At 39.6% G+C, this 26,429-nt stretch carries 23 protein-coding genes; 15 read left to right on the forward strand and 8 right to left on the reverse strand.

Annotated features, from left to right (window positions below):
* Positions 1 to 426: 426 nt before the first annotated feature.
* Positions 427 to 1,950, forward strand: a complete 1,524-nt coding sequence (locus IGJ28_RS14155; protein ID WP_438845459.1) for a helix-turn-helix domain-containing protein — start codon at positions 427 to 429, stop codon at positions 1,948 to 1,950.
* Between the two features lie 449 nt (positions 1,951 to 2,399).
* Positions 2,400 to 3,920 (forward strand): flavocytochrome c, encoded by a 1,521-nt coding sequence (locus tag IGJ28_RS14160; protein ID WP_252711533.1) that lies wholly within the window; start codon positions 2,400 to 2,402, stop codon positions 3,918 to 3,920.
* A 91-nt stretch (positions 3,921 to 4,011) separates the two neighbouring features.
* Here the strand turns inward: IGJ28_RS14160 and IGJ28_RS14165 are convergent, their stop codons facing one another.
* Positions 4,012 to 4,587 (reverse strand): CDP-alcohol phosphatidyltransferase family protein, encoded by a 576-nt coding sequence (locus tag IGJ28_RS14165; protein WP_103300253.1) that lies wholly within the window; start codon positions 4,585 to 4,587, stop codon positions 4,012 to 4,014.
* A gap of 130 nt (positions 4,588 to 4,717) precedes the next feature.
* A complete protein-coding gene (locus IGJ28_RS14170) occupies positions 4,718 to 5,158 on the reverse strand; it encodes a DUF1761 domain-containing protein (RefSeq protein WP_252711532.1) in 441 nt (146 codons plus the stop codon).
* 267 nt (positions 5,159 to 5,425) lie between these two features.
* On the opposite strand from IGJ28_RS14170, the gene IGJ28_RS14175 reads away from it, so the two are divergent.
* On the forward strand, positions 5,426 to 5,737 hold the full coding sequence (locus IGJ28_RS14175) for a YxeA family protein (protein WP_369914311.1): 312 nt from the start codon (positions 5,426 to 5,428) through the stop codon (positions 5,735 to 5,737).
* 296 nt (positions 5,738 to 6,033) lie between these two features.
* Here the strand turns inward: IGJ28_RS14175 and IGJ28_RS14180 are convergent, their stop codons facing one another.
* Positions 6,034 to 6,354, reverse strand: coding sequence for a hypothetical protein (locus IGJ28_RS14180; RefSeq protein WP_156247683.1), 321 nt, complete (start codon positions 6,352 to 6,354; stop codon positions 6,034 to 6,036).
* Positions 6,355 to 6,544: 190 nt separating this feature from the next.
* Here IGJ28_RS14180 and IGJ28_RS14185 point away from each other — a divergent pair, with 190 nt between their 5' ends.
* Both IGJ28_RS14185 and IGJ28_RS14190 read left to right on the forward strand, forming a co-directional pair.
* On the forward strand, positions 6,545 to 7,003 hold the full coding sequence (locus IGJ28_RS14185) for a DUF5626 family protein (protein ID WP_003125665.1): 459 nt from the start codon (positions 6,545 to 6,547) through the stop codon (positions 7,001 to 7,003).
* 21 nt (positions 7,004 to 7,024) lie between these two features.
* Positions 7,025 to 7,543 (forward strand): helix-turn-helix domain-containing protein, encoded by a 519-nt coding sequence (locus IGJ28_RS14190; protein WP_438845551.1) that lies wholly within the window; start codon positions 7,025 to 7,027, stop codon positions 7,541 to 7,543.
* 818 nt (positions 7,544 to 8,361) lie between these two features.
* Here the strand turns inward: IGJ28_RS14190 and IGJ28_RS14195 are convergent.
* The gene (locus tag IGJ28_RS14195; RefSeq protein WP_103300255.1) at positions 8,362 to 9,030 is read right to left on the reverse strand and encodes a DUF421 domain-containing protein; all 669 of its coding nucleotides are present in this window, start codon (positions 9,028 to 9,030) and stop codon (positions 8,362 to 8,364) included.
* 237 nt (positions 9,031 to 9,267) lie between these two features.
* Between IGJ28_RS14195 and IGJ28_RS14200 the strand changes: the two genes are divergently transcribed.
* The 3 genes from IGJ28_RS14200 to IGJ28_RS14210 are packed head-to-tail and all read left to right on the forward strand — an operon-like array spanning position 9,268 to position 12,315.
* A complete protein-coding gene (locus IGJ28_RS14200; protein ID WP_005470601.1) occupies positions 9,268 to 10,581 on the forward strand; it encodes an ABC transporter substrate-binding protein in 1,314 nt (437 codons plus the stop codon).
* Positions 10,582 to 10,610: 29 nt separating this feature from the next.
* Entirely contained in the window at positions 10,611 to 11,483 is an 873-nt protein-coding gene (locus IGJ28_RS14205) for a carbohydrate ABC transporter permease (protein WP_252711531.1), read from the forward strand.
* A 16-nt stretch (positions 11,484 to 11,499) separates the two neighbouring features.
* On the forward strand, positions 11,500 to 12,315 hold the full coding sequence (locus IGJ28_RS14210; RefSeq protein WP_003125672.1) for a carbohydrate ABC transporter permease: 816 nt from the start codon (positions 11,500 to 11,502) through the stop codon (positions 12,313 to 12,315).
* Positions 12,316 to 12,435: 120 nt separating this feature from the next.
* On the opposite strand, the gene IGJ28_RS14215 is transcribed toward IGJ28_RS14210, so the two are convergent.
* Positions 12,436 to 12,573 carry a hypothetical protein gene (locus tag IGJ28_RS14215; RefSeq protein ID WP_021150289.1) on the reverse strand — a complete coding sequence of 46 codons (138 nt, stop codon included), beginning with the start codon at positions 12,571 to 12,573 and terminating at the stop codon, positions 12,436 to 12,438.
* A 425-nt stretch (positions 12,574 to 12,998) separates the two neighbouring features.
* Here IGJ28_RS14215 and IGJ28_RS14220 point away from each other — a divergent pair, with 425 nt between their 5' ends.
* The 6 genes from IGJ28_RS14220 to IGJ28_RS14245 all read left to right on the forward strand — a co-directional run bounded on the left by IGJ28_RS14220 (position 12,999) and on the right by IGJ28_RS14245 (position 20,834).
* Positions 12,999 to 14,618, forward strand: a complete 1,620-nt coding sequence (locus IGJ28_RS14220; RefSeq protein WP_103300257.1) for a C40 family peptidase — start codon at positions 12,999 to 13,001, stop codon at positions 14,616 to 14,618.
* Positions 14,619 to 14,749: 131 nt separating this feature from the next.
* A complete protein-coding gene (locus IGJ28_RS14225; protein ID WP_103300258.1) occupies positions 14,750 to 15,508 on the forward strand; it encodes a DeoR/GlpR family DNA-binding transcription regulator in 759 nt (252 codons plus the stop codon).
* A 19-nt stretch (positions 15,509 to 15,527) separates the two neighbouring features.
* On the forward strand, positions 15,528 to 16,922 hold the full coding sequence (locus IGJ28_RS14230; RefSeq protein ID WP_081132118.1) for a M24 family metallopeptidase: 1,395 nt from the start codon (positions 15,528 to 15,530) through the stop codon (positions 16,920 to 16,922).
* A gap of 74 nt (positions 16,923 to 16,996) precedes the next feature.
* The gene (locus IGJ28_RS14235; protein ID WP_081132117.1) at positions 16,997 to 17,833 is read left to right on the forward strand and encodes a Cof-type HAD-IIB family hydrolase; all 837 of its coding nucleotides are present in this window, start codon (positions 16,997 to 16,999) and stop codon (positions 17,831 to 17,833) included.
* 150 nt (positions 17,834 to 17,983) lie between these two features.
* Positions 17,984 to 18,934 (forward strand): hypothetical protein, encoded by a 951-nt coding sequence (locus IGJ28_RS14240; RefSeq protein WP_003125678.1) that lies wholly within the window; start codon positions 17,984 to 17,986, stop codon positions 18,932 to 18,934.
* Between the two features lie 238 nt (positions 18,935 to 19,172).
* Positions 19,173 to 20,834 (forward strand): peptide ABC transporter substrate-binding protein, encoded by a 1,662-nt coding sequence (locus IGJ28_RS14245; protein WP_003125679.1) that lies wholly within the window; start codon positions 19,173 to 19,175, stop codon positions 20,832 to 20,834.
* 264 nt (positions 20,835 to 21,098) lie between these two features.
* Here IGJ28_RS14245 and IGJ28_RS14250 read toward each other — a convergent pair whose 3' ends face one another.
* A complete protein-coding gene (locus IGJ28_RS14250; protein WP_252711530.1) occupies positions 21,099 to 21,674 on the reverse strand; it encodes a polymer-forming cytoskeletal protein in 576 nt (191 codons plus the stop codon).
* A 782-nt stretch (positions 21,675 to 22,456) separates the two neighbouring features.
* Between IGJ28_RS14250 and IGJ28_RS14255 the strand changes: the two genes are divergently transcribed.
* Positions 22,457 to 22,657, forward strand: coding sequence for a cold-shock protein (locus IGJ28_RS14255; protein WP_003125681.1), 201 nt, complete (start codon positions 22,457 to 22,459; stop codon positions 22,655 to 22,657).
* Positions 22,658 to 22,882: 225 nt separating this feature from the next.
* On the opposite strand, the gene IGJ28_RS14260 is transcribed toward IGJ28_RS14255, so the two are convergent.
* Positions 22,883 to 24,667 (reverse strand): ABC transporter ATP-binding protein, encoded by a 1,785-nt coding sequence (locus IGJ28_RS14260; protein ID WP_103300262.1) that lies wholly within the window; start codon positions 24,665 to 24,667, stop codon positions 22,883 to 22,885.
* Entirely contained in the window at positions 24,648 to 26,390 is a 1,743-nt protein-coding gene (locus tag IGJ28_RS14265; RefSeq protein WP_438845460.1) for an ABC transporter ATP-binding protein, read from the reverse strand. Before IGJ28_RS14265 ends, IGJ28_RS14260 begins: the two co-directional genes overlap by 20 nt.
* Between the last annotated feature and the right edge of the window lie 39 nt (positions 26,391 to 26,429).

Genomic DNA, 26,429 nt, shown 5'->3' on the forward strand with positions numbered 1-26,429 from the left:
AATTTTCCTGCATTTATAGGAGTTCCTGCCAAAACATTTCTAGTGACAATGTAAAAAAAAGTGAGTTCATTTTCCCGAATTGGGTTTCTCAAGATACAGATTAACTTTATAATTTTTAGTTAGTGGAGTTAAATTCTCATTAAAAATTGATGGCTGAAAGGAAGCACTTAAGTAGTAGGGAGGATCAATTACAGAATTAAGGTTATAGAAGGCAGTCAGATGCCTTTTTTTATAACAGTAAAAAGTTGAGCGTTCTTCCTTTGTTGAGGCGCACTACATAGAACAGATGAAGAATGAGCGACTTATTCGACAAATGTTTAAAATTAGCTTAAAAATTAATATATATATTTAATCGTTTTATCAGTTTATATGAGTATGAAAGAAAGCAACTTATGAACGAACTTCTATTTAATGCAGGAGGAAGACATGATTATTCAGGATCTTTTTGAAAAGCGAACCCAATTAATGGTCAATTGCTTGCGTTATATTTATCAGTCAAATAGTTTTGTAACAATCGTTAATTTATCAGAAAGACTGAATGTGAATCGAAAAACAACGGATAGTATTCTTAATGAATTGCAAAAAATCAATCCGCAAGCAATCAAAATCAAAAAAGCATTAGGGTGCTCTTTTAGTGGCAATAAAAACATTTATTTTGATATACAACATGAAATTTATAATCAGTCAGTCATATATCAAGTGATCGAGAACTGTCTATTGTCAAAAAGAATTAAGATTGAAGAGTTTTGTGAATTGAATTACATAAGCCTTTCAAACCTAAGAAAAAAATTTCATTGCATCAACCGTAGTCTGCAACGCTTTGAATTAAAGATAGGCACCAAAAATAGACGGATCGTGATTGAAGGGTCCGAAAGCCAAATTCGTTACTTTGGTCATTCCTTTTTTTGGACGATTTGTAAAGGCGGTCAGTGGCCCTACCCCGAATTGAATTATGCTCATATCAGAGAATTATTCGTTCAACGTATCTTACCTAATTTTGATTTTCAACTGAAGCAATCGATCGTGGATAAATGGTGCTACTTGATTGCGATCAACATCCTCAGAGATAAAAAAGGCAACCGCTTGAAAATGGAGGAAATGCCTCAATGGTCGATCAATATGACTCAAGATCTATTTGAAAAAGAGTTTCAAAATATCAAAGATTCTTTCTTTCAGTATAGCTTTTTTAGAGATGAAAGCATTTATTTTCTATTTTTGATGATGCAAACTTCCACGCAGTTTTACGCTAAAAAGGCGACCTATAAGCAAATCATCGATTTTTGGGAAAGAGAAAAAGCAGAGGTGTATTTAGAAGCAGTCAGTCTCTCAGAAAAATTGACATTGCCGTTAAATGGCGGAAATGAGAAAAATGTCTTCGGCATTTTATTGGCGGCGCATTCTTTTTATGACGCTTTTGAAGGATTCCTGGAAGTAGGTTCCGATTCAGATATCATCCACTATTACAGACACTACTACCCAGTGCTTGTGAATAAAATACGTACCATTTGTTTTGGCAACACAACAGGGCAACTTACAGAAAAACAGGAGTTTCTGCTCTTACGATATGTTCTTGCCTACACGTCTCTGATCACACCTACTTTATTTGAGAAAAAGATTGTTGTTTCGGTAGAAACAGATTTTCCTTTCTCATTTGAACAGTTCTTCATTATGCAGCTGAAAAAGATCTTCTCCGCTCTTTATAATATTGATTTTATTGCTGCGGAATCACTAGTTGAAGAGCCAGACATCATTATCTCAAACACCTACCAGAATCGTTCGGCAATCTACATGAGTGGAGCGATCGACAGTTTAGAGATCGAACGTCTGACAAAGAAAATCGAATCCATCAGAAGAGAACACATCTTGCAGGAGAATGTGATTGTTTTTTCGCAACAAGTAGTCAGTGCCGTTTTCGAAAATCATGAAAGCGCTAAGGATATTTCTGTGTAATAAAGATGTAGAAAATTATCGTTCCAAAAAAGCAACTAGCAGTTGGCAAGTAAAGAATAGAAGCAATCAAATAAATTTTGACCAGAAGCAATCAAAGAAAAATTCCTAAGGTTTTGCCTGCGGTGTGTATATATTTCTATGTATGCACCGCTGATCAATGGGGACATATACACAGTAAATGAAATTTCGATTAGAACAACTAATGAAAAATTACACAAAATATAAGCGTGATTTTATTATTTTCTATTTTTATTATGTTTATATAAATATGTTAGGTTTGTTTTTTAGATGATAACGCTGATTTTAAAGCAATTGAAATTGTTAATAGTCAAAATATTTTTTTATTCTTGTTTGTTAATAAAGTAACAATCAATAGTGCTAGAGCGCTGCTTTTTCAGTGGAAGAATCAAAGAACAATCAAACAAAAGAAAGAAAGTTGGGGGAAAAAAGTGAAAACAAGTGGATTAAAGAAATTGGTCATTGGCGCTGCAAGTTTATTATTGCTCAGTGCTTGTGGTAGTAACGGGGCGACAAAAGATAGTGAAACAGCAAAAAGTTCAGTATCATCAAGCGAAACAGAAGTGGCTTCAGGTGCATCTGAACAAGAATATACCGATCCTTCTGAACTAAAAGATCAATATGACATTGTCATTGTTGGTGCTGGTGGTGCCGGAATGGCAGCTGCTTTATCTGCCAAAGAAGCTGGGATGAATCCAGTCATCTTGGAAAAAATGCCGATCGCAGGCGGAAACACATTGAAATCTTCTGGTGGGATAAATGCTTCTGAAACAAAATTCCAAAAAGAACAAGGAATCGAAGACAGCAACCAACAGTTCTTTGATGACACACTAAAAGGTGGTAAAGGTACGAATGACCAAGAACTTTTACACTACTTAGTCGATAACTCAGCTTCAGCCATTGACTGGTTAGACGGCATGGGAATCACATTAGACAACATCAGCTACAGTGGTGGTGCAAGTGTCAAACGTATCCACCGTCCACATGACGGCTCTGCTGTCGGAACCTACTTGGTAGATGGACTATTGAGAAATATCCATGAAAAGGAAATTCCTTTGTTTGTGAATGCTGATGTGAAGAAAATCAACGAAAAAGACGGAAAAGTCACTGGCGTTTCTGTAAAAATCGGTGATGAAGAAAAAACGATCAATGGGAATGCAGTTGTCGTTACCACTGGTGGCTTTGGCTCAAACAAAGAAATGATTGAAAAATATCGTCCGGATTTAAAAGGCTATGTCAGCACAACATCTGAAGGCAGTACAGGTGACGGCATCAAGATGATTGAATCTCTTGGCGGTGCAACAGTCGATATGGATCAAATTCAAGTTCACCCAACAGTTGTTCAAGATACTGGGATGTTAGTCAGTGAAACAGTCCGTGGAGAAGGTGCGATTTTAGTCAACCAACAAGGTGAACGTTTCTACAACGAATTGGAAACCCGCGACAATGTTTCTGCAGCGATTACCGCTCTTCCAGAAAGCTATGCTTACTTGATCTTTGACGATGCATTAGCAGGTCGAGCAAAACAAGTTGATTTCTACAAAGAACAAGGTGTAGTCGTTGAAGCAGATACGATCGAAGCCTTAGCGAAGAAAATCGACATGGACGCTGATACATTGGCAAAAACACTAGATACATGGAATCAATCTGTTAAAGATAAAAAAGACGAAGCATTTGGTCGAGAAACAGCAATGGATTATGACTTAACAACTGGTCCTTACTATGCGATCAAAATCGCACCAGGAATCCACCACACAATGGGTGGTGTAAAAATCAATACCAATACACAAGTCTTGAAAAAAGACGGTTCTGTTATTGATGGTTTATACGCTGCGGGAGAAGTAACTGGTGGTATTCACGGACAAAACCGTATCGGCGGAAATGCAGTTGCTGATATCATGGTCTTTGGTCGTCAAGCAGGGGTCCAAGCTTCAGACTACGCTAAAAAATAAATAAACATCACTATTCATAATAGATAGTACGCAAAAAACGTCCAGCTGTAATAAGAGCTGGACGTTTTTTTGATACTCCTGTTGCTAAAATTTAGCTGGATTGATGAGAAACAGTGAAAAAGCCTTTTGGATTCGGTTCGTAATAAGTGCTGCGCCAGACAATCAGTGTTTCCTCTATAGATGAAAACAAAGCGAGCAGGAATGTCACGACCCAAATATATCCTGATACGTCACCAAAAGTAAATGCCACGAAACACAGGAGAAACAAGGCAAGACCTGTTATCTTGTTGCTCAATGTGTGCAGCATCCCCCACTGAGCAAACTTAACTTTAGTCAAAATCAAATTAAGAAATCGAATGCTAGCGACTAAGACAATGCCATAAATGATCCAATCTGGATAGATCTTAGTTTTAATGTAAAGAAATAGGACAATGGACCAAAAAACAAAATCACCTAAACTATCTAGTTTTGAGCCCAAGGTCGTTTGCAATCGATAGGTTCGTGCAATAAATCCGTCTAAAACATCCGTCAATCCGCAAATGATGTAGCAGACTGAAAACAAAGGCTGCTGATTGATCAATAGAAGACCAGCTAACGCGATCCGTGCAATGGACAAGAGATTGGGCAGGTAGTTGATGGTGATCCCTTCTTTCTTTTTTTGGCCCAAGAATAATCAAAAAACGACAAGCTAGCCCACTCATACCTTACGACAGGTTTTCACTGATTGGTTTACATTACCTGTTTTTTTCTGCCCCGATAGCTTGAGAAACACTTGCTTATGATTGCGTATCAGCTTGTTAACCTACCACTGGAAACAAGCCAATGATGATTCCCATAATGACTAACTCGATTGCACCATTCAATAAATGCAGACCAATCAGTTTTTTGCTTTGTCCAGCATAGGCTGCATTTACGAAAGTTGCCACAGCAAATACGCCCAGCCATAGCAAAAAGGCCACTTGCAAGCTCGTCATCATCCAACCGTCATGGTCAAACTTATTGAACCAATAGGTGACTTGTCCTAGTGTAAATGCCAATAATAGTCCGCCAACAGCTGTCCCGCCAACAGTAAAAACGACATCGCCGGCAGACATATGATGCCTTTCTTTATTTAGCATGCCAGATTCTTTTGCCCAAAAGCGCCCCCAAGCATGGATTGGATTATAAAGTAAGCTCCCGCTGATCATAAAAGCAAGTGTTGCCAAAAGAATAGCAATAAGATTGAAATGTGTAAGCATATAGGTACTCCTTTTTTTAATTATTGTAATCTTTTTTGCCTTTGTTGCCTAGCTGGATAAGCAGTATTAAGTAAATATCAATAAGTTGTAGAAGTTTTCTTACGGCAACCTTTCAATTTTGTTATTTTGGATTGGGACCTAAGGCCGATTTCCCCTGTTTTTATTTTGCTAAGATAGAAAGAGAGACGAAAGGAGAATATGATGAAAAAAATCGTACGAGCAATCTTATCCATTGGTTTGTTTTTCTTACTTCTGTGCGGGGGAATCATGTTGTACACTAACCGAGCATCGGGAGAGGTGGCAGGAATTTTAGATCAATTGAATCCACTTGTTCCAAAAAGCGAAATGTATGTAAAAACGCAAGCGCCTGAATCGGTCAACGGCTATGGCACTGCTCATTACAAACAAGTAGCTGCCACGGCAGATGGCCAGACTCGAATGATAGAATTTGAAGGCTTACAAGTGTTGAAGACAGAGCGCTTTTTGAAATTGACGAATAAAGGGGCACATGTTGAGACGTATGAAGAAATTGCCAAAGAAGACGTGCCGTCAGCAGCACTGAAAGAGATCGATGGATAGCACGAGAATGACGAATAACAGAAATAAGTTTAGCAGCAAGGCAAAAAATTTTTTGCGAAGGTCTGCTGGAAAATGAGGATGAGTTAAGATACCAGCCCAACATTTATCTGTGAAAAGGATACTTGTTGGGCCGTTTTATTCGTAAAGCAGCGTGTCAAAGACCGAGTTATGCACATATTAACAGTTTTATCCACAATATATAGGGGGAACTTGTTTTCGCCTACGACATCTTGAGGTTGTATTGTCTTTGTGGATTGAGAAAGGGTTTATCCTCTTAACGAAAACATTCCTTTTATTTATAATAGTCCGCTTTGCACATGCTTATGCAGCCGTTGTGAGAGTTGCTCGAACAAAAATCGGGAAACGAGATAAGTCAGCAGCACTGCAAGAAAGTAGCCAAGTAAATCAACTTGCAAGTGAGCGATCTTTTCAAAGGAAAAGAGTGCCCAATGACTTTCAAGAGGTTCATTGATACTCCTATACCAGATGAATCTTAGCGGGAAGCCAAAAGCATATTCGTACAAGGGACCAAATTGTTGGCTAGATACTGGACCGAAAAAAACACTAAAAAGCGGCAGACTAAAACTGAATAATAGGATTTTATTTTGCCTTTTCATTCTGACACCTCCCCACAGATCGTACTTTTCCATTATTACAGTAATTGTTATAGAAAAGAAGCAACCTTTTGTTTACAATGAAAGGGAAATGAAGGATGTAAACCAATGGTTTCCCCCTGTAAACCTATAGTTTCTCCTTATATTTCAAGAAAAGCGATAAAGTGAAGACAAATAAGAGAGGAGTGTTTTTATGAAGAAATTAGTTATTTTAGTAGCCTGTTTTTTAGGTTTTTTGGGGGTGTCTGTCACAGCTGCAGCGGATGAAAAGAATACAGATGAGCTTGTTTATGAGATGACCGCTGGCGTCGGTTCTCAAGAGATATCTTATATTGATGAAGCGGGTGATGAAGTCGTACTATCTGTTGAATATATTCAACCCTTTGCACGAATTGCTCAAGGAACTTATAAAGTGTCTAAGACAGTCAAAGGAAGTTGGACTGCTTCTTATAATGTAAAGATCAACTCAAAAGAACAGATCACAGCGGCGACAAATTTGAGCATCAAAGCATTGAAAGGAAGTATTCTTTCGAGTTCATTAACCCATACGACTACTAAGGCTACTTGCAGCTTTAAACAAAAAGCTGGAACGATTACAACAAATGCAAGCGTGACCGCAACCATTTCTAATGGTAAACTAGTTGTAAAGTAATAGGTGTAGGAGATGAAATTAGTGGCCTTAGCGGAACAACTAAAATTATATCGTGAGAAAAGCGGATTGTCGCAAGCTTCCGTAGCAGAAGAATTAAAGATTTCTCGTCAGTCGATCTCTAAGTGGGAGAATGGGCGTGGCTATCCAGATATTGATAATTTAGTTTTACTAAGCAAACTTTATCAAGTATCGATTGATGAATTGCTGCAGGAAAATGAACAATTGAAAGAACAAATTCAAAAGAATAATATGGAAATTGAAGATAAAAAGAAGAAGTTGAGTTTTATCACCCAACAAATGTCTTCTGATAAAGATGAAGGATTGATTTTGCTGCTTTTAGCCGGCGTATCCTCATTCATCTTTCCTTTAGGCATCCTCCTAAGCGGTTTTGCCATTTGGCGTAACAAGAAGACAAATTCTTTTTATCGACTTGTTTATATTGTCTGTGCAATCGCTTTGCTGTTAAATCTTTATGATGGGTATGTCCATGTTGCAAATGTCATGAACTGGGGGACAACGACTATCGAACAAGTGGACTAGTTGCCTGCAATTATAGCAATAGCTAAGGCCCTAGTGAAAAAATTGAGTTCTGCTTTGTATGAGAAGATTCAAGCGAAAAAAGATATCCCGCCTGAGAGTAGCTAGCCAATACTCGCGATAAAATCGTGAAGACGGGCTAACTATTTCTCAGTGTTGGGATATCTTTTATTTGAGTGAGTATTCGTTCACTTATTTAATCTTAGTAAAAATAAAAAACATCTGATTGATCGTTGAATCATCGCTCTTTTGTTACAAGATTCGACTGGAGTACAACGGGACATCGTCACCGATGGGATATCCGTTTGTCGAAGATCTTATGGCATAGACTCTATTTCTTTTTGCTTTGAAAAAGCAAATAAAGGATGATAGCAATCGTTGAAAGAGCTAGTCCTAAAAGATTGTACATCAAATCAGACGTGGGTTCATAATGATGATGATCAAAAACATTTAGTAAAAAAAACAAAAATGGTATCAAAAGAAAGAGTAGTACAACGACATTCTTTCGCCATGTAATAAATATCGATCCGATAATAAGAAACAATAAAACAGGAATCCAAAAAATCAATCCACCAATTACCTCTATATCCCTTCACCTCCATCTAATTCAGTAGAATACTTCTTTCATCTGAAAAAATTCCAAGAAAACAAAGAAATCTCTATGAAGAGGCAGTGAGGAAAAAATAACGTTTTTAAAGTAAGCCTTTTTTGCTCATGCTGATTGCTAAGTGATTACTCGTCGAAAATAGTTGTTGATGGATGGTATCTTCCTGATGGCATCTTCCTAAAGAGGAAAAGTATCTTAAAATCGAATGATTGTTTTAGCCATCGATTCGGTAGCGAGCCTGAATCGTCTCTGCCTTGGTGATGATATAAAACCCATTGTCTTGGGACCACTCTACATAAATAAGATTTTTGAAAGAAGAATAGCCTTGTTTCTGTAATTCTTCTCGTAGCCAAGTTTCGCTCAAATGATGGGATTGCAGTACAGGATATTGAATATTTCCTTGGTCAACCAGCATGATTGCCAATGTTTGCTCATCCTCTGAATGTGTTAAAACACTGATTTGCCCCGCGTTTTCCAGTACAACATACTTGGCATTTGCAAGGGAGAAACATTGTTGTTGCCGTAACATGGTTCGCAACTGCTCCATTTCGATATGATTGCGGGTAATCTCTTGTATATTGAGCTGACCATTGTGAATCAAGACTGCCGGTTCGCCTTTCAACCAGCGATTGATTGTCTCATTTTTTTGAACAAATTCTTCAATAAAGTAAATCAACAGTGCCCACAAAGCGATAGCGAAAAGGACATGGAAGACCGAAACGTTGTCATCGTAGATCGACTCTTCTAAGATTCCGCCTAAAACGAGAGTATAAATCAAGTCGAAAGGTGTGATTTCCGACAGTGTCTTTTTCCCTAACAGTCTTGCCACCAACAATAAGCCAAATAACCCAAAGAATAATTTTAGAATAATCGTAAAAACCATCTGCTCACCTCCTGTATGTTAGCACTACTATATCATTTTCTCATTTTAATCTCATTGTTCTGCACTTCTTTCATATTTTGTTTCCATTCATCATGGCTCAAATTTATTCATTTTTATCAACAGAAATTCAATTATTTGGTTTTTTTTCATCTGATATCTATAATAAAAGCAAGGTGCAATCGCTTTCTATTGCACCTTTGCTGGGATTTTAGGAAAAGCAAATAGGAGGAGAGAAAAATGAAAAAAAGGTTGATTTTTCTATATAGTATATTGAGCTTTGCGTTGCTTGTTGGTTGTTCCAGTAATAATGAGAGTAGTGAATCAGGAGATTTTGCTAGTTCAGATGAGCAGACATTGACTGTCTGGGCTTGGGATACGAATTTCAATATTCCAATTATGGAAAAAGCAGGGGAGTACTACCGTAAGGATGGGCATGATGAGATTAAAGTGAATGTCATCGAAATGTCGAATGAGGACACAAAGCAAAAAATGGTTTCTGGATTCACGTCGGGGGTATCAGAAGGATTGCCTGATATCGTTTTGATGGATGATTATGATGTACAAAGTTATCTTACGAATTATGAAGGGAAATTTGCGGAGTTATCTGATACCATCGACTTTGCTGATTTTGCCGAATACAAAGTAGAGAATGCTACCTATAAGGAGGGAATCTATGCAGTCCCATTTGATTCTGGTTCTGCCGGATTATATTATCGCACCGATTATTTAAGTGAGGCAGGCTACAGTGAAGAAGATATGAAAGATTTGACTTGGTCCCAATTTGTCACTATCGGTGAAGATGTGAAAGAAAAGACCGGTAAATGGTTTGTCGCATTCATTCCCAACCGTGGGACCCATTATCTGCAGATGGCGATGCAGTCTGCCGGACTGTGGTATTTCGATGAAGAGGGCAAAATTTTCTTGAAAGACAATCCAGCGATCCGCGAAATGATGCCGATCCTAAAAGAGATTGACCAGAAAGAGTTAGCAAAACCGGTAGATTATTTTGCTCCTGAGGGAATCGGAGCAGTTACGAGTGGTGAAGTCGCGGCGGTTAATTCTGCCATTTGGTTTTCAGCAACGATTCGTTCCGCGGAGGATCAAAAAGGCAAGTGGGCTTATACACATCTGCCACAATTAGAAACAGTTGATGGGGCGACCCCCTATTCAAACCTAGGCGGATCAAGCTGGTTAGTTTTGAACGATTCGCCAAATAAAGAACTGGCAATGGATTTCTTGAAGACAGAATTTGCAGGTAATGATGAATTTTATCAAGAGATATTGGTCGAGAATGGGGCAGTGGGAACGTATTTGCCATCTCAAAAAGGGGATGCGTATCAATACAAAGACCCATTTTTCAATGATGCGCCAATCTATAAAGATTTTTCGAGTTGGATGGCTGAAATCCCTGGTGTCGACTATGGCAACAATACGCAAGCAGCGGTTGATGCTCTTCGAGGAGTTATGCAGAGTTATTTTGATGATGCATTGAGTTTGGACGAAATGCTAGAAGAAGCCGAAAATAATTATACAATGCAAGTCGGCGAGTAGCCGATTTGCATTAGCAGGGAGTGGATAAGATGGATCCTTCGAGAAAAAGGCGAGAAGTATGGAAATTTATTAGTTTTGCAATGATCTTAAGCAGTATTTTCATGATCTATCCAATTCTTTATTCAATTTATTTATCTCTTCATACGATGCAAGGATTGCAATCCGTTTTTGTTGGTTTAGACAATTACGTTCGGATGTTTCAAGATACCATTTTCCACAAAGCATTATTCAACAATTTTGTTTTCTTGATTTTTCAAGTGCCAATCATGGTGTTTTTAGGACTTTTACTAGCTTTTGTGTTGAATACACCAAAACTAGTTGGACGAACTTTTTTTAAGCTTGCCTTATTTCTGCCAAGTGTCACCTCTCTGGTTTCTTATGCGGTTTTGTTTAAGATGATGTTCCAGATCGGTGGGATCATTAATCGGGGCTTGCTGGCAATTGGAATTATCCAACAACCGTTAGACTGGTTAAATAGCCCTTTTTGGGCGAAAGTGACGGTGATCATTGCCTTATGCTGGCGCTGGACAGGGTATAACATGATTTTTTATTTAGCAGGATTACAAAATATTTCAGATGATACGTTGGAGGCTGCGGATATAGATGGCGCAAACAGCTTTCAGAAGTTCTTTAGGATCATTATTCCTCAATTGAAGCCAGTGATTGTTTTTACCACAATCACATCGACGATCGGAACGATTCAGCTCTTTGATGAAGTGGTGAATTTAACAGGCGGTGGCCCTTCAAATGCGACATTGACTGCAGCACAACTGATCTACAATCATTCATTTGTCTATACCTCAAATTTTGGTTATTCAGCAACATTGTCGTGGGCGTTGGTAGTGCTCATTGCGGTCTTATCCTATGCGCAGTTCAAATTAGCAAAAGACGACCGACAATAAGCAGAAAGGAGCAGCGATGAAGCGAAATGTGAATACACTGATAAAATATCTTTTTTTGATCGTAGCGGCATTCGTCTCTATCTTTCCTTTCTATTGGATGATCGCGGGAGCGACGAATACATCGAATCAGATTGCTGCTGGAAAACTCACACTAGGAAATCAGCTGATCACGAACCTTCAGCAACTATTTTCTAACTATAATGTTTCCTTGATCATGTGGAATTCGATCAAGATTTCTGTAATTACTGTTCTATTTAGTTTACTGATCACATCATTGGCGGCATTTGGTTTTGAGAAATTTCGAACCCGCAGCAGTGAAATGATTTACTCGCTTTTTTTACTGTGCATGATGATTCCACTGGCTGCATTAGTCATCCCATTGTTTAAGATGATGTCAGGCCTGCATCTTGTAAATCAGCATATCGCCGTTATTTTGCCGCTAGTCAATAATCTCTTCTTGATTTTTTTCTTTCGTCAAAATTTCAAGTCCTTTCCCGATGGCATTTTAGATGCCAGCAGGATCGAAGGAGCAAGTGAGTATACGATTTTCTTTCGGATCGTTTTTCCAATGATGCGCTCAACTTATGCAGCAGCGGCTATCTATGCTTTTATGAACTCATGGAATAGCTATTTGCTCCCGCTGATCTTTTTGCAGACAGAAGATCGTCAAACGATGACGTTGCTGATATCGAACTTATCATCGGCTTCTTATGTTGCGAACTATGGCGTGCAGATGACAGCAATTGTCATTGCAACGATCCCTACATTAGTCCTTTTTCTCTTTATGCAACGAGGGTTTGTCAAAGGAATGACGGGATCTTTAAAGCTTTAACGACACAAAAAATACCTGATTATTTAGCCGAACCGAGAGTCTACTCGGATCGGTTGAATAGTCAGGCATGTTTTTCAAGCTACAAAGCAGCCTAAAGTAAATGTCGCAGGCAGATAAGGGTCATCGTTTGTCTTTAGCGGCGGATTTTTTGTCTTTTTTTGGTACAGAAGCAAGGGCTTTTTTGAAAATTTCCTCTTTTTCTTGCTTATAACTATGCTGACGCTCGGCATAAACTTTTTCTTTCGATTTCGTTTTCATTTTAAGTCACCTCTTCCTTTTTTTTACTATAGCATAATTTCACAAAGAATTAAAACGGTTTCTCTTTTGTTTTTAAAGCTTTAACGCTTTTTAAAATAGTATTTGTGAAGAAAAAAGGACTAGATTGCAAATAAATGTCGAGTAGATGGCAGGATTATTGAAGAAAATTGGCCTACCTTGTTTATTTGATAGGAGCTACTCTAGTTTCCAAAAAAACAGTCGGGTTCATTCGTTTTGATAGCGTTCTATATTTTTTTCATTTAAAATAGAATTGTATTTGTATCGTTTGTATAGGTAAAACGTGGGTTTAGAAAGAAAATTTTTCGGAGCCAAGGAATAAACCTACATTAAATAAATGTTACAGACAGAAAAAAGATGTTAAAAATCAATCGATTTTGATAGAATGAAAAGGAGGGGGTGTTTCATTGGAATCTCGAAAAGCAATCCGTAAGCGTTTAGTGAAACAAAAACGATCACTTTTTATTCAAAAAAGTATAGGGGTTACAACGGTGTTAGCTTCTACATCAGGTGTATTCACAACTTTGGTCAACGCACCAGAGGCCAACGCTACAGGAGTAAATGAAACAGAAGTAGCAAAGTCAACTAAATCAACTGCAACGACAACTCTTGCTCGATCGTCAGAAACAACGATCAATCGACAATTTAAAACGACCGCTTCACTGAATGTGCGTTCAGACGCTTCAACCAGTGCGAGAATTATCAACGGTGTGGGGAACAATACCACGATCAAAGCTGTTGCTCAAAAATCAGGAACTTCCGTCAATGGGAACACGACGTGGTACAAGTTGTCATCTGGGGGCTGGATCTCTGGCGCTTATGTAACAACCGCCAGCAACAGCAACTCTTCCAACAACAGTACTAGCGGAGAAACAGCTGTCAATAAGACCGTCAAAACAACAGCAGCACTGAATGTACGGTCTAGTGCATCAACCAGTGCGAGTGTCGTTCGGGGATTGAGCAGCAATGCCACGGTCACTGTGGTTGCTCAAAAATCAGGAACTTCCGTGAATGGTACAACAACATGGTACAAATTGTCTAATGGTGGCTGGATTACCGCAGCTTATGTTCAGGCTGTGTCTAGCGGTTCAACGACAAGCAACCCTGGAAACACATCAACTACAGAACAAGCAATCAGCAAAAATGTCAAGACCACCGCTTCATTGAATGTACGTTCCAGTGCATCAACAAGTGGTAGTGTTGTGGGAAGTCTGAGCAATAGCACGACCGTTAAAGTTGTCGCTCAAAAATCAGGTTCATCCGTCAACGGCAATAAGACATGGTACAAATTATCTACAGGTGGTTGGATCACGGCAGCTTATGTCAAAGATGCGAGCAATACGAGCAGTCCATCAACCGGTGGATCAAGCAGCAATAATTCTAATTCATCCAATAATTCTGCCGAACAAGCAATCAGTAAAAATCTACAGACTACGACTGGGATGAATGTTCGTTCGAACGCTTCAACTACTGCCAGTATTGTCAGCAGTTTGAGCAGCAACGCTGTAGTGAAAGCAGTGGCGCAGAAAAAAGGGACTTCTGTCAATGGTAATACGACGTGGTATAAGTTATCTAGCGGTGGCTGGATCACGGCAGCTTACGTAAAAGAAGTCAGTGGAAATACCACAACAAATCCTGGCAATTCTGGCAACAATACTATCGGTACGAATATTAACGGTGCTGCTATTGTAGCTGAAGCCCGTAAATATATCGGGACACCCTACCAATGGGGAGGGAAAGGGCCAGATGTCTTTGACTGTTCCGGTTTCACTCGTTATGTCTTTTTACAAGTAACAGGGAAAAATATTGGCGATTGGACCGTTCCGCAAGAAAGTGCCGGTACGATCATCCCTGTATCTCAAGCCCAAGCAGGAGATCTTCTATTCTGGGGTGAAAAAGGCAATACGTATCATGTTGCAATTGCAACTGGTAACGGCAGCTTCATTCATGCACCAAGCACTGGGTACACGGTTACCGAAGCAAGTTCAGGTTTTTCAACAGCCAGCTTTGCGCTTCGTGTAAAATAAGAAGAACAATGACGACAAAACTACCTGCAACATGTTTGTTGGAGGTAGTTTTTTTAAGATCGTTTGCATCTTTTTGCATTGTTTAGCAATTTTTTGCATTGTATTTTTTAGTGGAAAGGAATGACAGAGAGATGTTTGTGGAACAGCGCCTAGCTAAAATCCAAGAAGTGCTAGCAGTTGAGCAAAGTGCTTCGATTGAACGATTGTCCAAGTTGTTATCCGTATCAAAAGATACGATTCGTCGTGATCTGATTCAATTAGAAAAACGGCAAGTACTTAAACGAACCCACGGAGGGGCGGTTTCGACGAACCCTACAGCCGTGATTTATGATTATCAAACTCGCGCCGGGCAATTCTATGACATAAAAGCAAAAATTGCTAAAGCAGCTATTCATTGGATCAAACAGCCAGCTGCGATTATTTTTGATGCATCGACAACTGTAGAAGCGGTGATCAATGAACTGTCAGATTATCCTCTTCAAGCGATCACTAATTCATTGACTCATGCCCAACGATTGGCAGCGCTAAAACAGAGTACGATTACGGTTTTGCCTGGAAGATTAGACAAAGAACAATTATTTTTATATGGTGCGGATACTGTTGCCAAACTTGCCCAATTTCAGGCAGATTACACACTGTTAGGAGTATTTGCCCTTTCTACAGAAGGCGTATTTATCCATACGGAAGAAGAAGGCATGGTCAAGCGTCAGATGGTGAAACAAGGAGAGTATGTCATTGCAGTAGCTGACCATACAAAGTTAGCAACGACTGGTTTTTTTAAAGTCTGTGATCTGCCGGAGATCGATCTTTTAATCACCGATCAACAACCAGACATCGAGTTACAAGCAGCACTTGCCGCAGCGAATGTGACCATTTATGTAACAGAGTAAATCAGAAGGAGTCTTAATCATGAAAAAAGCGATTGAATTAGCCATTTTACCAGAACCACCTATTTTTGAAGAGGTCGCTCCAGTTTTTTTAAGTGATGCGACCATGAGTCAGCGCAAACAAAGTGTCTTAGAGCGAATGGCTGCTGAAGAGTTTGACACGTTGGTGATCTATGCAGACAAAGAACATGGCAGCAACTTTGAATATCTGACAGGATTCCTGCCAAGATTCGAGGAAGGACTATTGGTTCTAGATAAAACTGGCGCCGCAACACTCATTTTGGGAAATGAAAATTTAAAGCTGCAGGCTCATTCCCGCATAGCGGCAGAGCTAGTCCATTACCCGCAGTTTTCGCTGCCGAATCAGCCTATGACAGGAGAAAAATCACTATCCTCTGTTTTTTCTTCTTTAAGGTTTAAAGAGAAGAAAAAAATTGGCATCATTGGGTGGAAGATGTTCACGACGCATCACGAAGATCCAGCCACACTCTTTGATGTTCCTTATTTTATCGTAGATGCAGTCAAACGGGCAGTCACAAGGACATGTCATGTGGTAAATGCTGCTTATTTGCTGATTGGTGAAAAAGGAAGCCGTAGTCACAACAATGCCAATGAGATCGCTCATTATGAATATGGGGCTAACCTTTCTTCTCGTTGTATTTTGAGTGCGATGAATGCGATTGAAGTTGGCAAAAAAGAAGCCGAAATTGGGGCATATTTGTTGGCAGAGGGACAAATGCCTTCTGTGGTGCCAATCGCTGCTAGCGGTAAACGATTTGAATTTGCCAATCTTTATCCAACGCACAAACGAATTGCTTTGGGTGATCCTTTCTCAATGACGATTGGTTATAAAGGGGGACTCTCCAGCCGCACGGGATTTGTCGTCTCAGAAGCAAGTCAATTGCCGGCTGAACAACAAGATTACCTTGAACGTGTCGTGAAACCGTATTACCAGGCGATCACCACTTGGTTGGAAGCAATTCGAATCAACCAAACAGGTGGCGAGATGTATCGATTGATTGAAGAAGTTCTGCCAAAAAAGAGTTATCACTGGCATTTGAATCCTGGACATCTGGTTTCGGATGATGAGTGGATGTCTTCACCAATCTACGCGGACTCTCTTACACCTTTAGAAAGCGGCATGATGTTCCAAGTAGATATCATTCCATCTGTTCCTGAGTATACTGGTGTCAGTGCGGAAGAATGTATTGCATTAGCTGATCAAGAACTGCGACAAGAATTAAAAGCCGATTATCCAGAATTGTGGGAACGTATCACGAAACGCAAAGAATATCTCGAAAACTGCTTGAACATCCAACTATCTCCCGATGTTCTACTTTTATCAAACACAGTCGCTTATTTGCGTCCATTTTATTTAGCGAAGAATCAAGCATTACGAATCAAAAAATCACGCTAATTGGATTCATCCTTAGGCGAATTTGAGGATGAAGATAGTCGAATGAAAGTCATAGCTAAAGTTAGGAGGCACAAATGAATACGAGAGAAATCAAATTAATCGTAAGCGACATTGATGGAACGATTTTAGATGATACCCATCAGATTGACCCAAACTTACAACAGGTGCTGCAACGATTAAAAGAAAGTAAAATTCCTTTTGTCTTAGCGTCTGCACGATCACCAAAAGGGATGCAGCACTTAGCTGAAGCGTTAGGAATCAGCGAGTATCCTTTGGCTTGTTACAATGGCGCGTTAGTTCTGGCAAACGGAAATCTTTCTGCTCCGCCTATCTCAAGTCATGAAGTTGCAATCAAAGAAGTTGTGCGAATCATCAGCGAGACAAGAACACACTTCTCACAAGTTTCTATCAATCTTTATTCAGATACAGTTTGGTATGTGGATCGTCTTGATGAATGGGTAAAAAAAGAAGCCGCAATCACGCAGGAGGTACCGCAGGAGGCAGATTTATTGGCCTTAGTACAGTCCTTGCAAATACCCGTTCATAAATTACTTTTGATTGGTACGTCTGCTGAGATCCAAAAAGTAAAAGGATACTGGGAAAAGCAATCTTTGAAGACGAGCGCTCTTTACCTTTCAAAAGATAATTACTTAGAAGTCACGCATCGAGAAGTTTCAAAAGAAAAAGCATTGATGGAACTGGCTTCTTATTACAACGTGCCTCTAGCGCAAACGTTGGCAATAGGAGATAACTTCAATGATTTACCTATGATACTAAAAGCTGGAGTAGGGGTCGCAATGGCCAATGCACCACGAAGAGTCAGGGAACAGGCGGATGCCGTTACACTTTCAAATAAAGACAGTGGAGTTGCAGCTGCTCTTCAGAAATTTGTCTTATCGATCACTTCCTGAAGGCCAGCAGATGGTAATATCGGGAATCGCTTAAAGAAAACAAATCGTGTTACAAAATACACAAACGTATCTTTTGACACGATTTTAGCTTCTATTTTACACTCAAAGTTATAACGTTTGTTATAATCTATCGTTTATTAAGGAGGACAAATGAATAAGAAGCTCGTAAAAACATTATCTAGTTTTGCGGAGACGTTGGGGTTGTCGGTAGATCCAAAAATGGGTGTGATTTACGGTACGTATCGTTCGTATAAAGTTATATTGACACAATTGAATAATAATAGTTATTCTTTCGCAGCAACTTTTTCGATCAGCAAAAATCAAGAACTACCTAGCTCAGAGCAAGTGAGACAAGTAGTGACTGATTCCAAAGACATATTGGACTGCTCTGTACAAGGTTACCAAGTCACTTATACATTCCGAGGGGCAATGACTGTTGCCAAAACCAAAGAAAAATTGGTTGCTGGTCTAGATACAGTCACTGATTTTCTTAAAGAAAATCACTATCAAACTGTCTGTCAGTTTTGCGGAACATCGGAAGCGCCGATAGATACCTACAGCATAGGTGGGCTGCCAGTGATCGCTTGCAGTGCTTGTTTCAAAAAGCAAAATGAAGCGATGCTTGCTAGCCTGCATGAGCAGAATCAGAAGAAAGAAAACTGGCTGGCTGGGATAGTTGGTGCATTTATAGGTTCACTGATTGGGGTCGGTGTCATTATTTTACTTGGCCAATTAGGTTATGTAGCGGCATTATCAGGTATTGCAATGGCTGTCTGTGCTTTAAAAGGGTATGAACTTCTTGGCGGAAAGCTGAGCAACAAAGGCATCATCGGTAGTGTTTTGATTATGGTCATCATGGTTTATCTAGGCAATCGGATTGATTGGTCTATCAGTGTAGCCAATTATTATACCGATGTTGATTATTTCTATGCATTTCGGATATTGCCTGACTTGCTAAGAGAAGGTTATTTGGAAGCTAGTCAATACTATGGGAACCTAGCTCTTGTCTATCTGTTTACTGCAATTGGTGCGATCCCTACGATTCTTAGTGTGATAAGAGATCGTAAGAATAGTAGAGAAAGCTACAAAATGGAAGCTTGATAATTGTTTGACTGTGATACGTAAGGAGCTGATAGGATGCTCTTGCGTATCACAGTTTTTTCTTGTTTGAAAGAGAACATAAAGGTTGTAGATTAATTATTTATGAAAAAAAGAAATTTTTTTTAATCTTTTTTGAAAAAAACGAGGGAAAAACTCTTGCAATTATCATAATTATTGATTAAAATCAAATTCAACTTCAGAAAATTCTGAAAATTATGAACTTAAGGGGAAGAGGAAAATGAAAAAGTGGGCCTTTGGATTGGTAGCAGTGTGTGGTGTCTTATTAGCCGGATGTACGACAGGAGGCACGAGTAACACAGGAGAAAGTACTTCCTCGAATGGAACAGCAGCAGCGGAACAGATCTTCAATGTTGTCGTCCAGCAAGAAATGCCTAGTGCAGATCTTTCTCTTGCAACTGATACGATCAGCTTCAGTGCATTGAATAATGTCTATGAAGGATTGTATCGTTTGGATGCTGACAGTAAGCCGCAACCTGCTGGAGCTGCTGAACTCGCAGAAGTGAGTGAAGATGGATTGATCTACCGATTGAAATTGCGAGAAGATGCTAAGTGGTCGAATGGTGATCCTGTAACAGCTGCGGATTATGTTTACGGCTGGCAACGGACAGTAAAAGCCGAAACAGGCTCAGAATACGCTTATTTGTTTGCCCCAGTCAAGAATGCTGAATCGATCACTGCAGGAAAAACAGATCCTAGCGAGTTAGGGATCAAAGCAGTCAGTGAGTACGAATTAGAGATTACTTTAGAAAAAGCAACCCCCTATTTTGATTATTTACTCGCTTTCCCATCTTTCTTCCCGCAAAATCAAGGAATTGTGGAAGAAAAAGGCGATCAATATGCAACGACCAGTGATAATTCTGTGTACAATGGCCCATTTGTTTTGACAGGATTTGATGGACCGGGTACAGATACGGAATGGTCCTACGAAAAGAATGATCAGTATTGGGACCAAGAAAATGTTAAATTACAAACCATCAATGTCAGTGTTGTCAAAGAATCTGCGACATCGTTGAATCTATTCCAAGATGGTCAAGCAGACGATGTGATCTTAACAGGAGAATTGGCGCAGCAAATGGCAAATGATGAAGCTTTTGTTTCAGAGCCTTTGGCCCGGACCTCTTATATCGAATTGAATCAGCGAGAAGAAAATTCTCCATTCCGTAATGAAGATTTGCGAAAAGCAATTTCTTATGCAATCGATCGTGATGCACTTGTATCCTCCATTCTGGGGGACGGATCTCTAGCTTCGACAGGATTGATTCCAGAAGGTATGACTTTCAGCCCGACGGATAACAAAGATTTTGTTGAAGATGCTGGCAGTGTGATCGAATACAATGAAGACAAAGCGAAAGAACACTGGGAAAAAGCCAAAGCAGCTTTAGGAATCGATTCATTAGATTTTGAAATCTTGGCTTCTGATACCGATTCGACTAAAAAAGCGATCGAGTATGTCCAAAGTGCAATCGAAAGTACATTGGATGGTGTGAAAGTCAGTTTGAGTCCGGTACCTTTTTCTGTTCGGCTAGATCGTTCCAACAACGGAGACTTTGATGTTGTAATGGGCGGATGGGGGGCCGACTATGCAGATGCCAGCAGCTTTACAGATCTGTTTGTTACTGGAAATTCCTATAACCGTGGTCGTTGGAGTAATCCAGATTATGATGCAGCAGTGAATGCCGCTGCTTCAACCCATGCGGGAGATCCTGAAGCTCGTTGGCAAGATCTGCTAGAAGCAGAAAAAATCATTATGGCAGAACAAGGTGTCATTCCTGTTTACCAAAACGTGGAAGCCCATTTGCGGGCGCCAAAAGTCAAAGGAGTCGTTTCTCATGGTGCAGGTGCGCAATATGATTACAAATGGGCTTCTATTGAAGAGTGAGTAGCATTGAATTAAGCAGTTAATCGGCAAGAAGTAAAAAATCCTCTTATCGTCAAACATTCTTGGCGAGTGTGCTTCAGAGTGAAAAACGATGGGAGGAATTTTTTAGATTATCAGAAAATCTTTGTAGCTACTTACACAAAGTTAGTGGAAACAACGATAAAACAGAGAATAAAAAAACACAGAAAAAACCTTGGAGATGAATAAAATCAAATCCAAGGTTCCTTTTTCGAAAGTGTTTTTCACAAAGAAAACAGTAAAAAATTATTCGCTGACTTTCACGTCACCTGTAACAGATGCGCCTTCTTTATCAAGTGTTGCTGAATCTTGAATTTCTTTAGAAGCGAACGTGATGTTTCCTTCAACTTTAGTGCCGTTCAATACGAAGCCTTTTGCATTTACTTCGATGTCGCCTTTCACTACACCGTTAACGATGTTGAAGTTTTCTGAGTTAACAACTAATTTAGGAACAGTTACAGTGTATTCAGCAGTTACTGTACGGTTTTCATCTTGAGAGTACAATGCAAATTTACGGTAGATATCATTTGCATCGTCCCCTTTGTCATGGAATTCGCCGTCAACTGTCAAATCTTTGTCGAAAGTCATGTTGTCTGTAACAGCAACGATCCAGTTACCGTCTGCGCTCAATGCTTTTTCAATGACTGAAGTTTGGTCACTTACTGAAGCTGTTGAAACAACATCATCTGTTGATGCAGTTGTTGCAGTTGAAGCAGCAGTTGATGAACTTGCAGTTGTATTGTTATCAGAACTACATGCAGCTAGAAGAGTTCCTCCCATTAGCAATGAAGCAGCGATTAAAGTGATTTTTGTTTTTTTCATGTTACCTTCTCCTTTGTATGCCCATAGTTTTCTTAAAAACAAAATGATTATACCATAGAGGGGTTTAGTTTGTGAAACAAAAAACATAAATGAGGAGAAATTTAATAAATATCAAGCAATTCTTACTGAAAATATCATAATCCAGTTTCAAGAAAGAAAAATTTATGAGAAAGGCAGCTTTAATGGAAATTATCTTTACAGGGATGAGAAGGACATCTATGAATCAATTTACGTTTCAGCGAGTCATTGGGGATTTTCTCTACTAACTTTTAAATAATTTTACTTTTAAATAGAACTAGAATAAAAAGAAGGCTAAAAATTTCCTTAAAGTTTCCAGAGACAAGTTTGATAAAATAAAAGAATTGTTCGGTGCATGTTTCTGCAAGAGGCAAGTATCGATTGGCGTTGAATCTTGTACTTGAAACCATAGCCTAGATAGCACTGTCTTAGAATTCGCTATTTTACATGTTCTTATGTACGCAAAAGCGTCGCGTGTTCTACAAATATTCTACAAAGCGCAAAGGATATGTGAAAGGAATAAGGTGGTAAAAGAGCTATAGACAGGATTAGAAAAGCTGTTGCCAAGGAAAACTTAAGGTTTTACGAGTATCGAAAAAGAAAAGCGGCATTATCATTGCTATTTTTCTTCTGGCATGGTATTCTATAAAAGTAAAGTTCTGATATGTTAATACTTGTTTATCTTTTGATACGCACTTCAATTACACATCATTTTCTATTACAAAAATAAACACACACGATGTGTAATATGGAGGTATACGTTTATGAATAACGGTACAGTAAAATGGTTTAATGCAGATAAAGGTTTTGGATTTATTACAGGTGAAGATGGCAATGATGTATTTGCACACTTTTCAGCTATCCAAGGCGACGGCTTCAAAACTTTAGATGAAGGTCAAGCAGTGACTTTCGACGTTGAAGAAGGCCAACGTGGCTTACAAGCAACAAACATCGTTAAAGCATAATAACAACTTTTAAAAGAAGACCGGCAATGGTCTTCTTTTTTTGCTTTAAAGTAAAAAAATCATTTCCGGAAATTATTTTCTTGACCTGGTGATCTCCAAGGAAAAATGAAGGAATGAGTCAATGAATCTCAAAAAAAGACTGCGTCTGTATACTAGACGCAGTCTTTTTTGTTGGCGATGGCCTTCGCTTTTTGATCTCTAGATGAAACGTGACAAAAATTCTAATCAATTTCTGGCAAACTGACTATTGTAGAGTTGGGCGTATAATGAAGGTTTTGCTAACAGTTCCTCATGTTTGCCTTGCTCAATGATTTGTCCTGCTTCCATCACAAGGATCAAATCAGCATTCTTGATCGTGGAGAGGCGATGGGCAATGACAAAGCTTGTTCGATTTTTCGTCAATGTGTCCATTGCTGTTTGGATCATTTGTTCGGTTCGGGTATCAACACTGGAAGTCGCTTCGTCCAGAATCAAAATAGCTGGATCTGCCAAAATTGCACGAGCAATCGTCAAAAGTTGTTGCTGTCCTTGTGATAGTTCGGTTTCGGATCCTATGATCGTCTCGTAGCCCTTCGGCAGTGTCCGAATAAAATGATCGCATTGTGCTGCTTTTGCGGCGGCAATGATTGCCTCTTTCGTTGCATCTTTTTTGCCGTAAGCAATATTCTCTGCAATCGTTCCTTCAAACAACCATGTGTCTTGTAAAACCATCCCAAATTTTTTGCGAATGTCTGTGGCTGAGAAATCCGTCATATCGTAGCGATCGATCCGGATCTTGCCTCCATTCAGTGGATAGAAGCGCATCAGCAAGTTGATCAAAGTTGTCTTGCCGGCCCCAGTAGGCCCCACGATGGCTACAGTCTGTCTAGGTGCAACTTGTAGGTTCACATGTTGCATCAATAATTTATCTGGAGAATAACCGAAAGAAACATCTTCAAAATCGATTCTCCCCGACAATTCTTCTGGGACTGCAAGAGGGTGTTGGGTTTCTTTTTCTTCTGGATAATCCAAAATCTCAAAGATCCGTTCCAATGACGCTAATGCACTTTGTAACGTATTAATAATATAAGAAGCTTGTGTGATCGGTTCGGAAACTTGATTGGTATATTGCAAGTAGGCTTGGATCAACCCGATGGATAACTGTCCATTGATTACCATCATTCCACCAATCACAGCACTTACGACAAACCCGATTTGGTTGATAAAGCGAATGAACGGATTGATCGCATAGCTAGCAAATTGTGCTTTACGAAAAGCATGAAATTGCTTTTCACTTAATTCGTGCATTTCTGAAGCGACAGCAGATTGCTGATTGTAGGATTTGATCAATAAATGGGCAGTATAAAACTCTTCTGCCCGGCTACCGACTGCTCCCAATGTTGTCTGATTTTCTGAAAAGTAAACCAAATTTCGCTGAGCCAGTCGATGGGTAGCGAAAGCACTTATCAGTAGGATAATGATAATCCCTACAGTTAATAATGGACTGAGCCAAAACATCACACCAAGACCAAATAAGATACTGAGAGTGGCTGTAATGAGTTGCATCAATCCGACTTGAAGGACTTCAGAGACTTTATCCAGGTCTAGAATTGCTCGGCTTAAAATATCGCCTGTCTGATGCGTATCGTAAAATCGTACCGGCAACCGATTAAACTTGTGCGTCAATTCTTTTCTGAGGGTTAAGGTCAATGTTTCGCTGACACTTGCCATTGTGTATTCTTGTAAAAATGAAAATAGACTGATCATCAGCCAGGAGATGCCTAGAAGGAGCAGTGGCCATTTGATGACTTGCAAGAATTCACTTGGTTGCCAGCCTCCTTGCTGAAGCAAAGTGATGAGATTATCCAATCCTTGACCCAACAGTAATGGTGCGATTGTCATAAGTGTCGCGTAGCAGAGAGCAGAAATCAAAATCAGTCCGAAGCGGCTTTTTTGCTGGAATAATAATTGTAAGAGCCGCATGCTCGTATGTTTTAAATTTTTTGGTGCATCAGTTATTTTTTTGCTCATTTTTTTCTCCTCCTATTCCTTGCGAAGCCGCAAATTCTTGATAGGTGCTGCAGGTTTCCATCAGTTCTGAATGGGTCCCTTTTCCGACGATTTTTCCTTCATCAAGAACGATGATTTGATCAGCATCCATGACAGTTGCAACACGCTGTGCCACGATCACTACGGCTGAATCACGGACATAAGATTTTAATGCTCGCCGTAAATTTGCATCTGTTTGATAGTCAAGGGCCGAAAAACTGTCATCAAAAAAGTAAATGTGAGCGGGCTTTACTAATGCACGCGCTATACTCAAGCGTTGTTTTTGGCCGCCAGAAAAATTGCTGCCCTTTTGAGCAACGTGACTGTCGATCCCATCGGGTAGACTTTCGATAAACGACTCTGCTTGCGCGATTTTGACGGCCTGTGCTACTTGTTGCGGATCGGGATTGACAATCCCGAAAGTCAATGTGTCCCAGATCGATCCACTGATCAACAATGCTTTTTGAGGAACATAGCTGATAAATGATCGTAGTGCGACCTGTGAGACTTCTCGAATATCACGATCATATAATGTGATTGAGCCGTTAGAAACGTCTTTTAACCGCAAAAGTGCTTTGGCGATCGTACTTTTTCCTGATCCGGTGCCGCCAACAATCGCAGTGGTCTGTCCGCGATGGATCTCAAAATCAATATCTTCCAGTACGGGTTCCTCTGCCCCAGCATAGGTGAAGGAGACATGATGAAAGGCAGCTACTAATGAGCTTTCTTTTGGCAAGATTGGCTGTGGACCGTCTGTCATCGTTTCTTCTTCAGACAAAACTTCTTCAATCCGCTGCAAGGATGTCAATCCTTTTGGGATCATGACGATCACCATTGCTGCCATGGTCAAAAACCAAAGGCTCAAAACGGTATATTCGATGATCGCAGTGATACTGCCGATGGGCAGGTTTCCTGAGAGACTTTGGAAACCGCCGAATCCCAAAATACTTAGAATGGACAGCCCCATGAAAAAGTGTACGGCTGGATTCAAAACAGCGAATAAACGATTGACTTGGATCATCACTTTTGCGTACCCTTCAAAGGTTTGGTCTGTCCGCTTTTTTTCGAAACTAGCTTTGTCAAAGGCGCGAATCACCCGTACGCCTGTATAGGTTTCACGCAAAATCCGCATCATAGTATCTACTTTTTTCTGCGTTTTCTTTGCCAAAGGGATTGCTTGATAAATGACGAAAAGTGCGACGATCGAGAAACAAGCAATTGCTGCAATAGGGATCCACACCATTCGCCAAGATACACTACCTGTTAAAATAATCGAAGCCAAAATGATCAGTGGAGCGGGAAGAATCATTTGTAAAGCCATCATCAAGATTTGTTGAATGTTATTGATGTCATTCGTTGTTCTTGCAAGCAAGGTTGGTGTACCATATTTTTCAAAACTAGAGATCGCAAGCTCCTGTATTTTGTTGAATAGTTTGATCCGAAGATGATGTCCGAACTTCCCTGCTAGATGGGCAGAAAAATAACTAGCACTGACAGCAATCACACCAGTTCCTAGTGCAACAGCCAGCATCCAGCCCCCATAGCGGATGATAGCTGATTGATCTTGTTTTAAAATGCCTTCATCAATGATCTTGGCTACAAAATAGGGAAGAAAAAGTGTCCCGAAAGAATGGCTCAGCATAAATAAAAAAGTACCTAGAAATAGGCGTTTTTCGGTGAAAAAAAATTGTTTTAATTGTTTCATAAAAATTCCCTCCAATTACGTCGTTCTGTGCTAGAATAA

The sequence above is a fragment of the Enterococcus sp. AZ091 genome (assembly GCF_051714805.1).
Classification (GTDB): domain Bacteria; phylum Bacillota; class Bacilli; order Lactobacillales; family Enterococcaceae; genus Enterococcus_D; species Enterococcus_D gallinarum.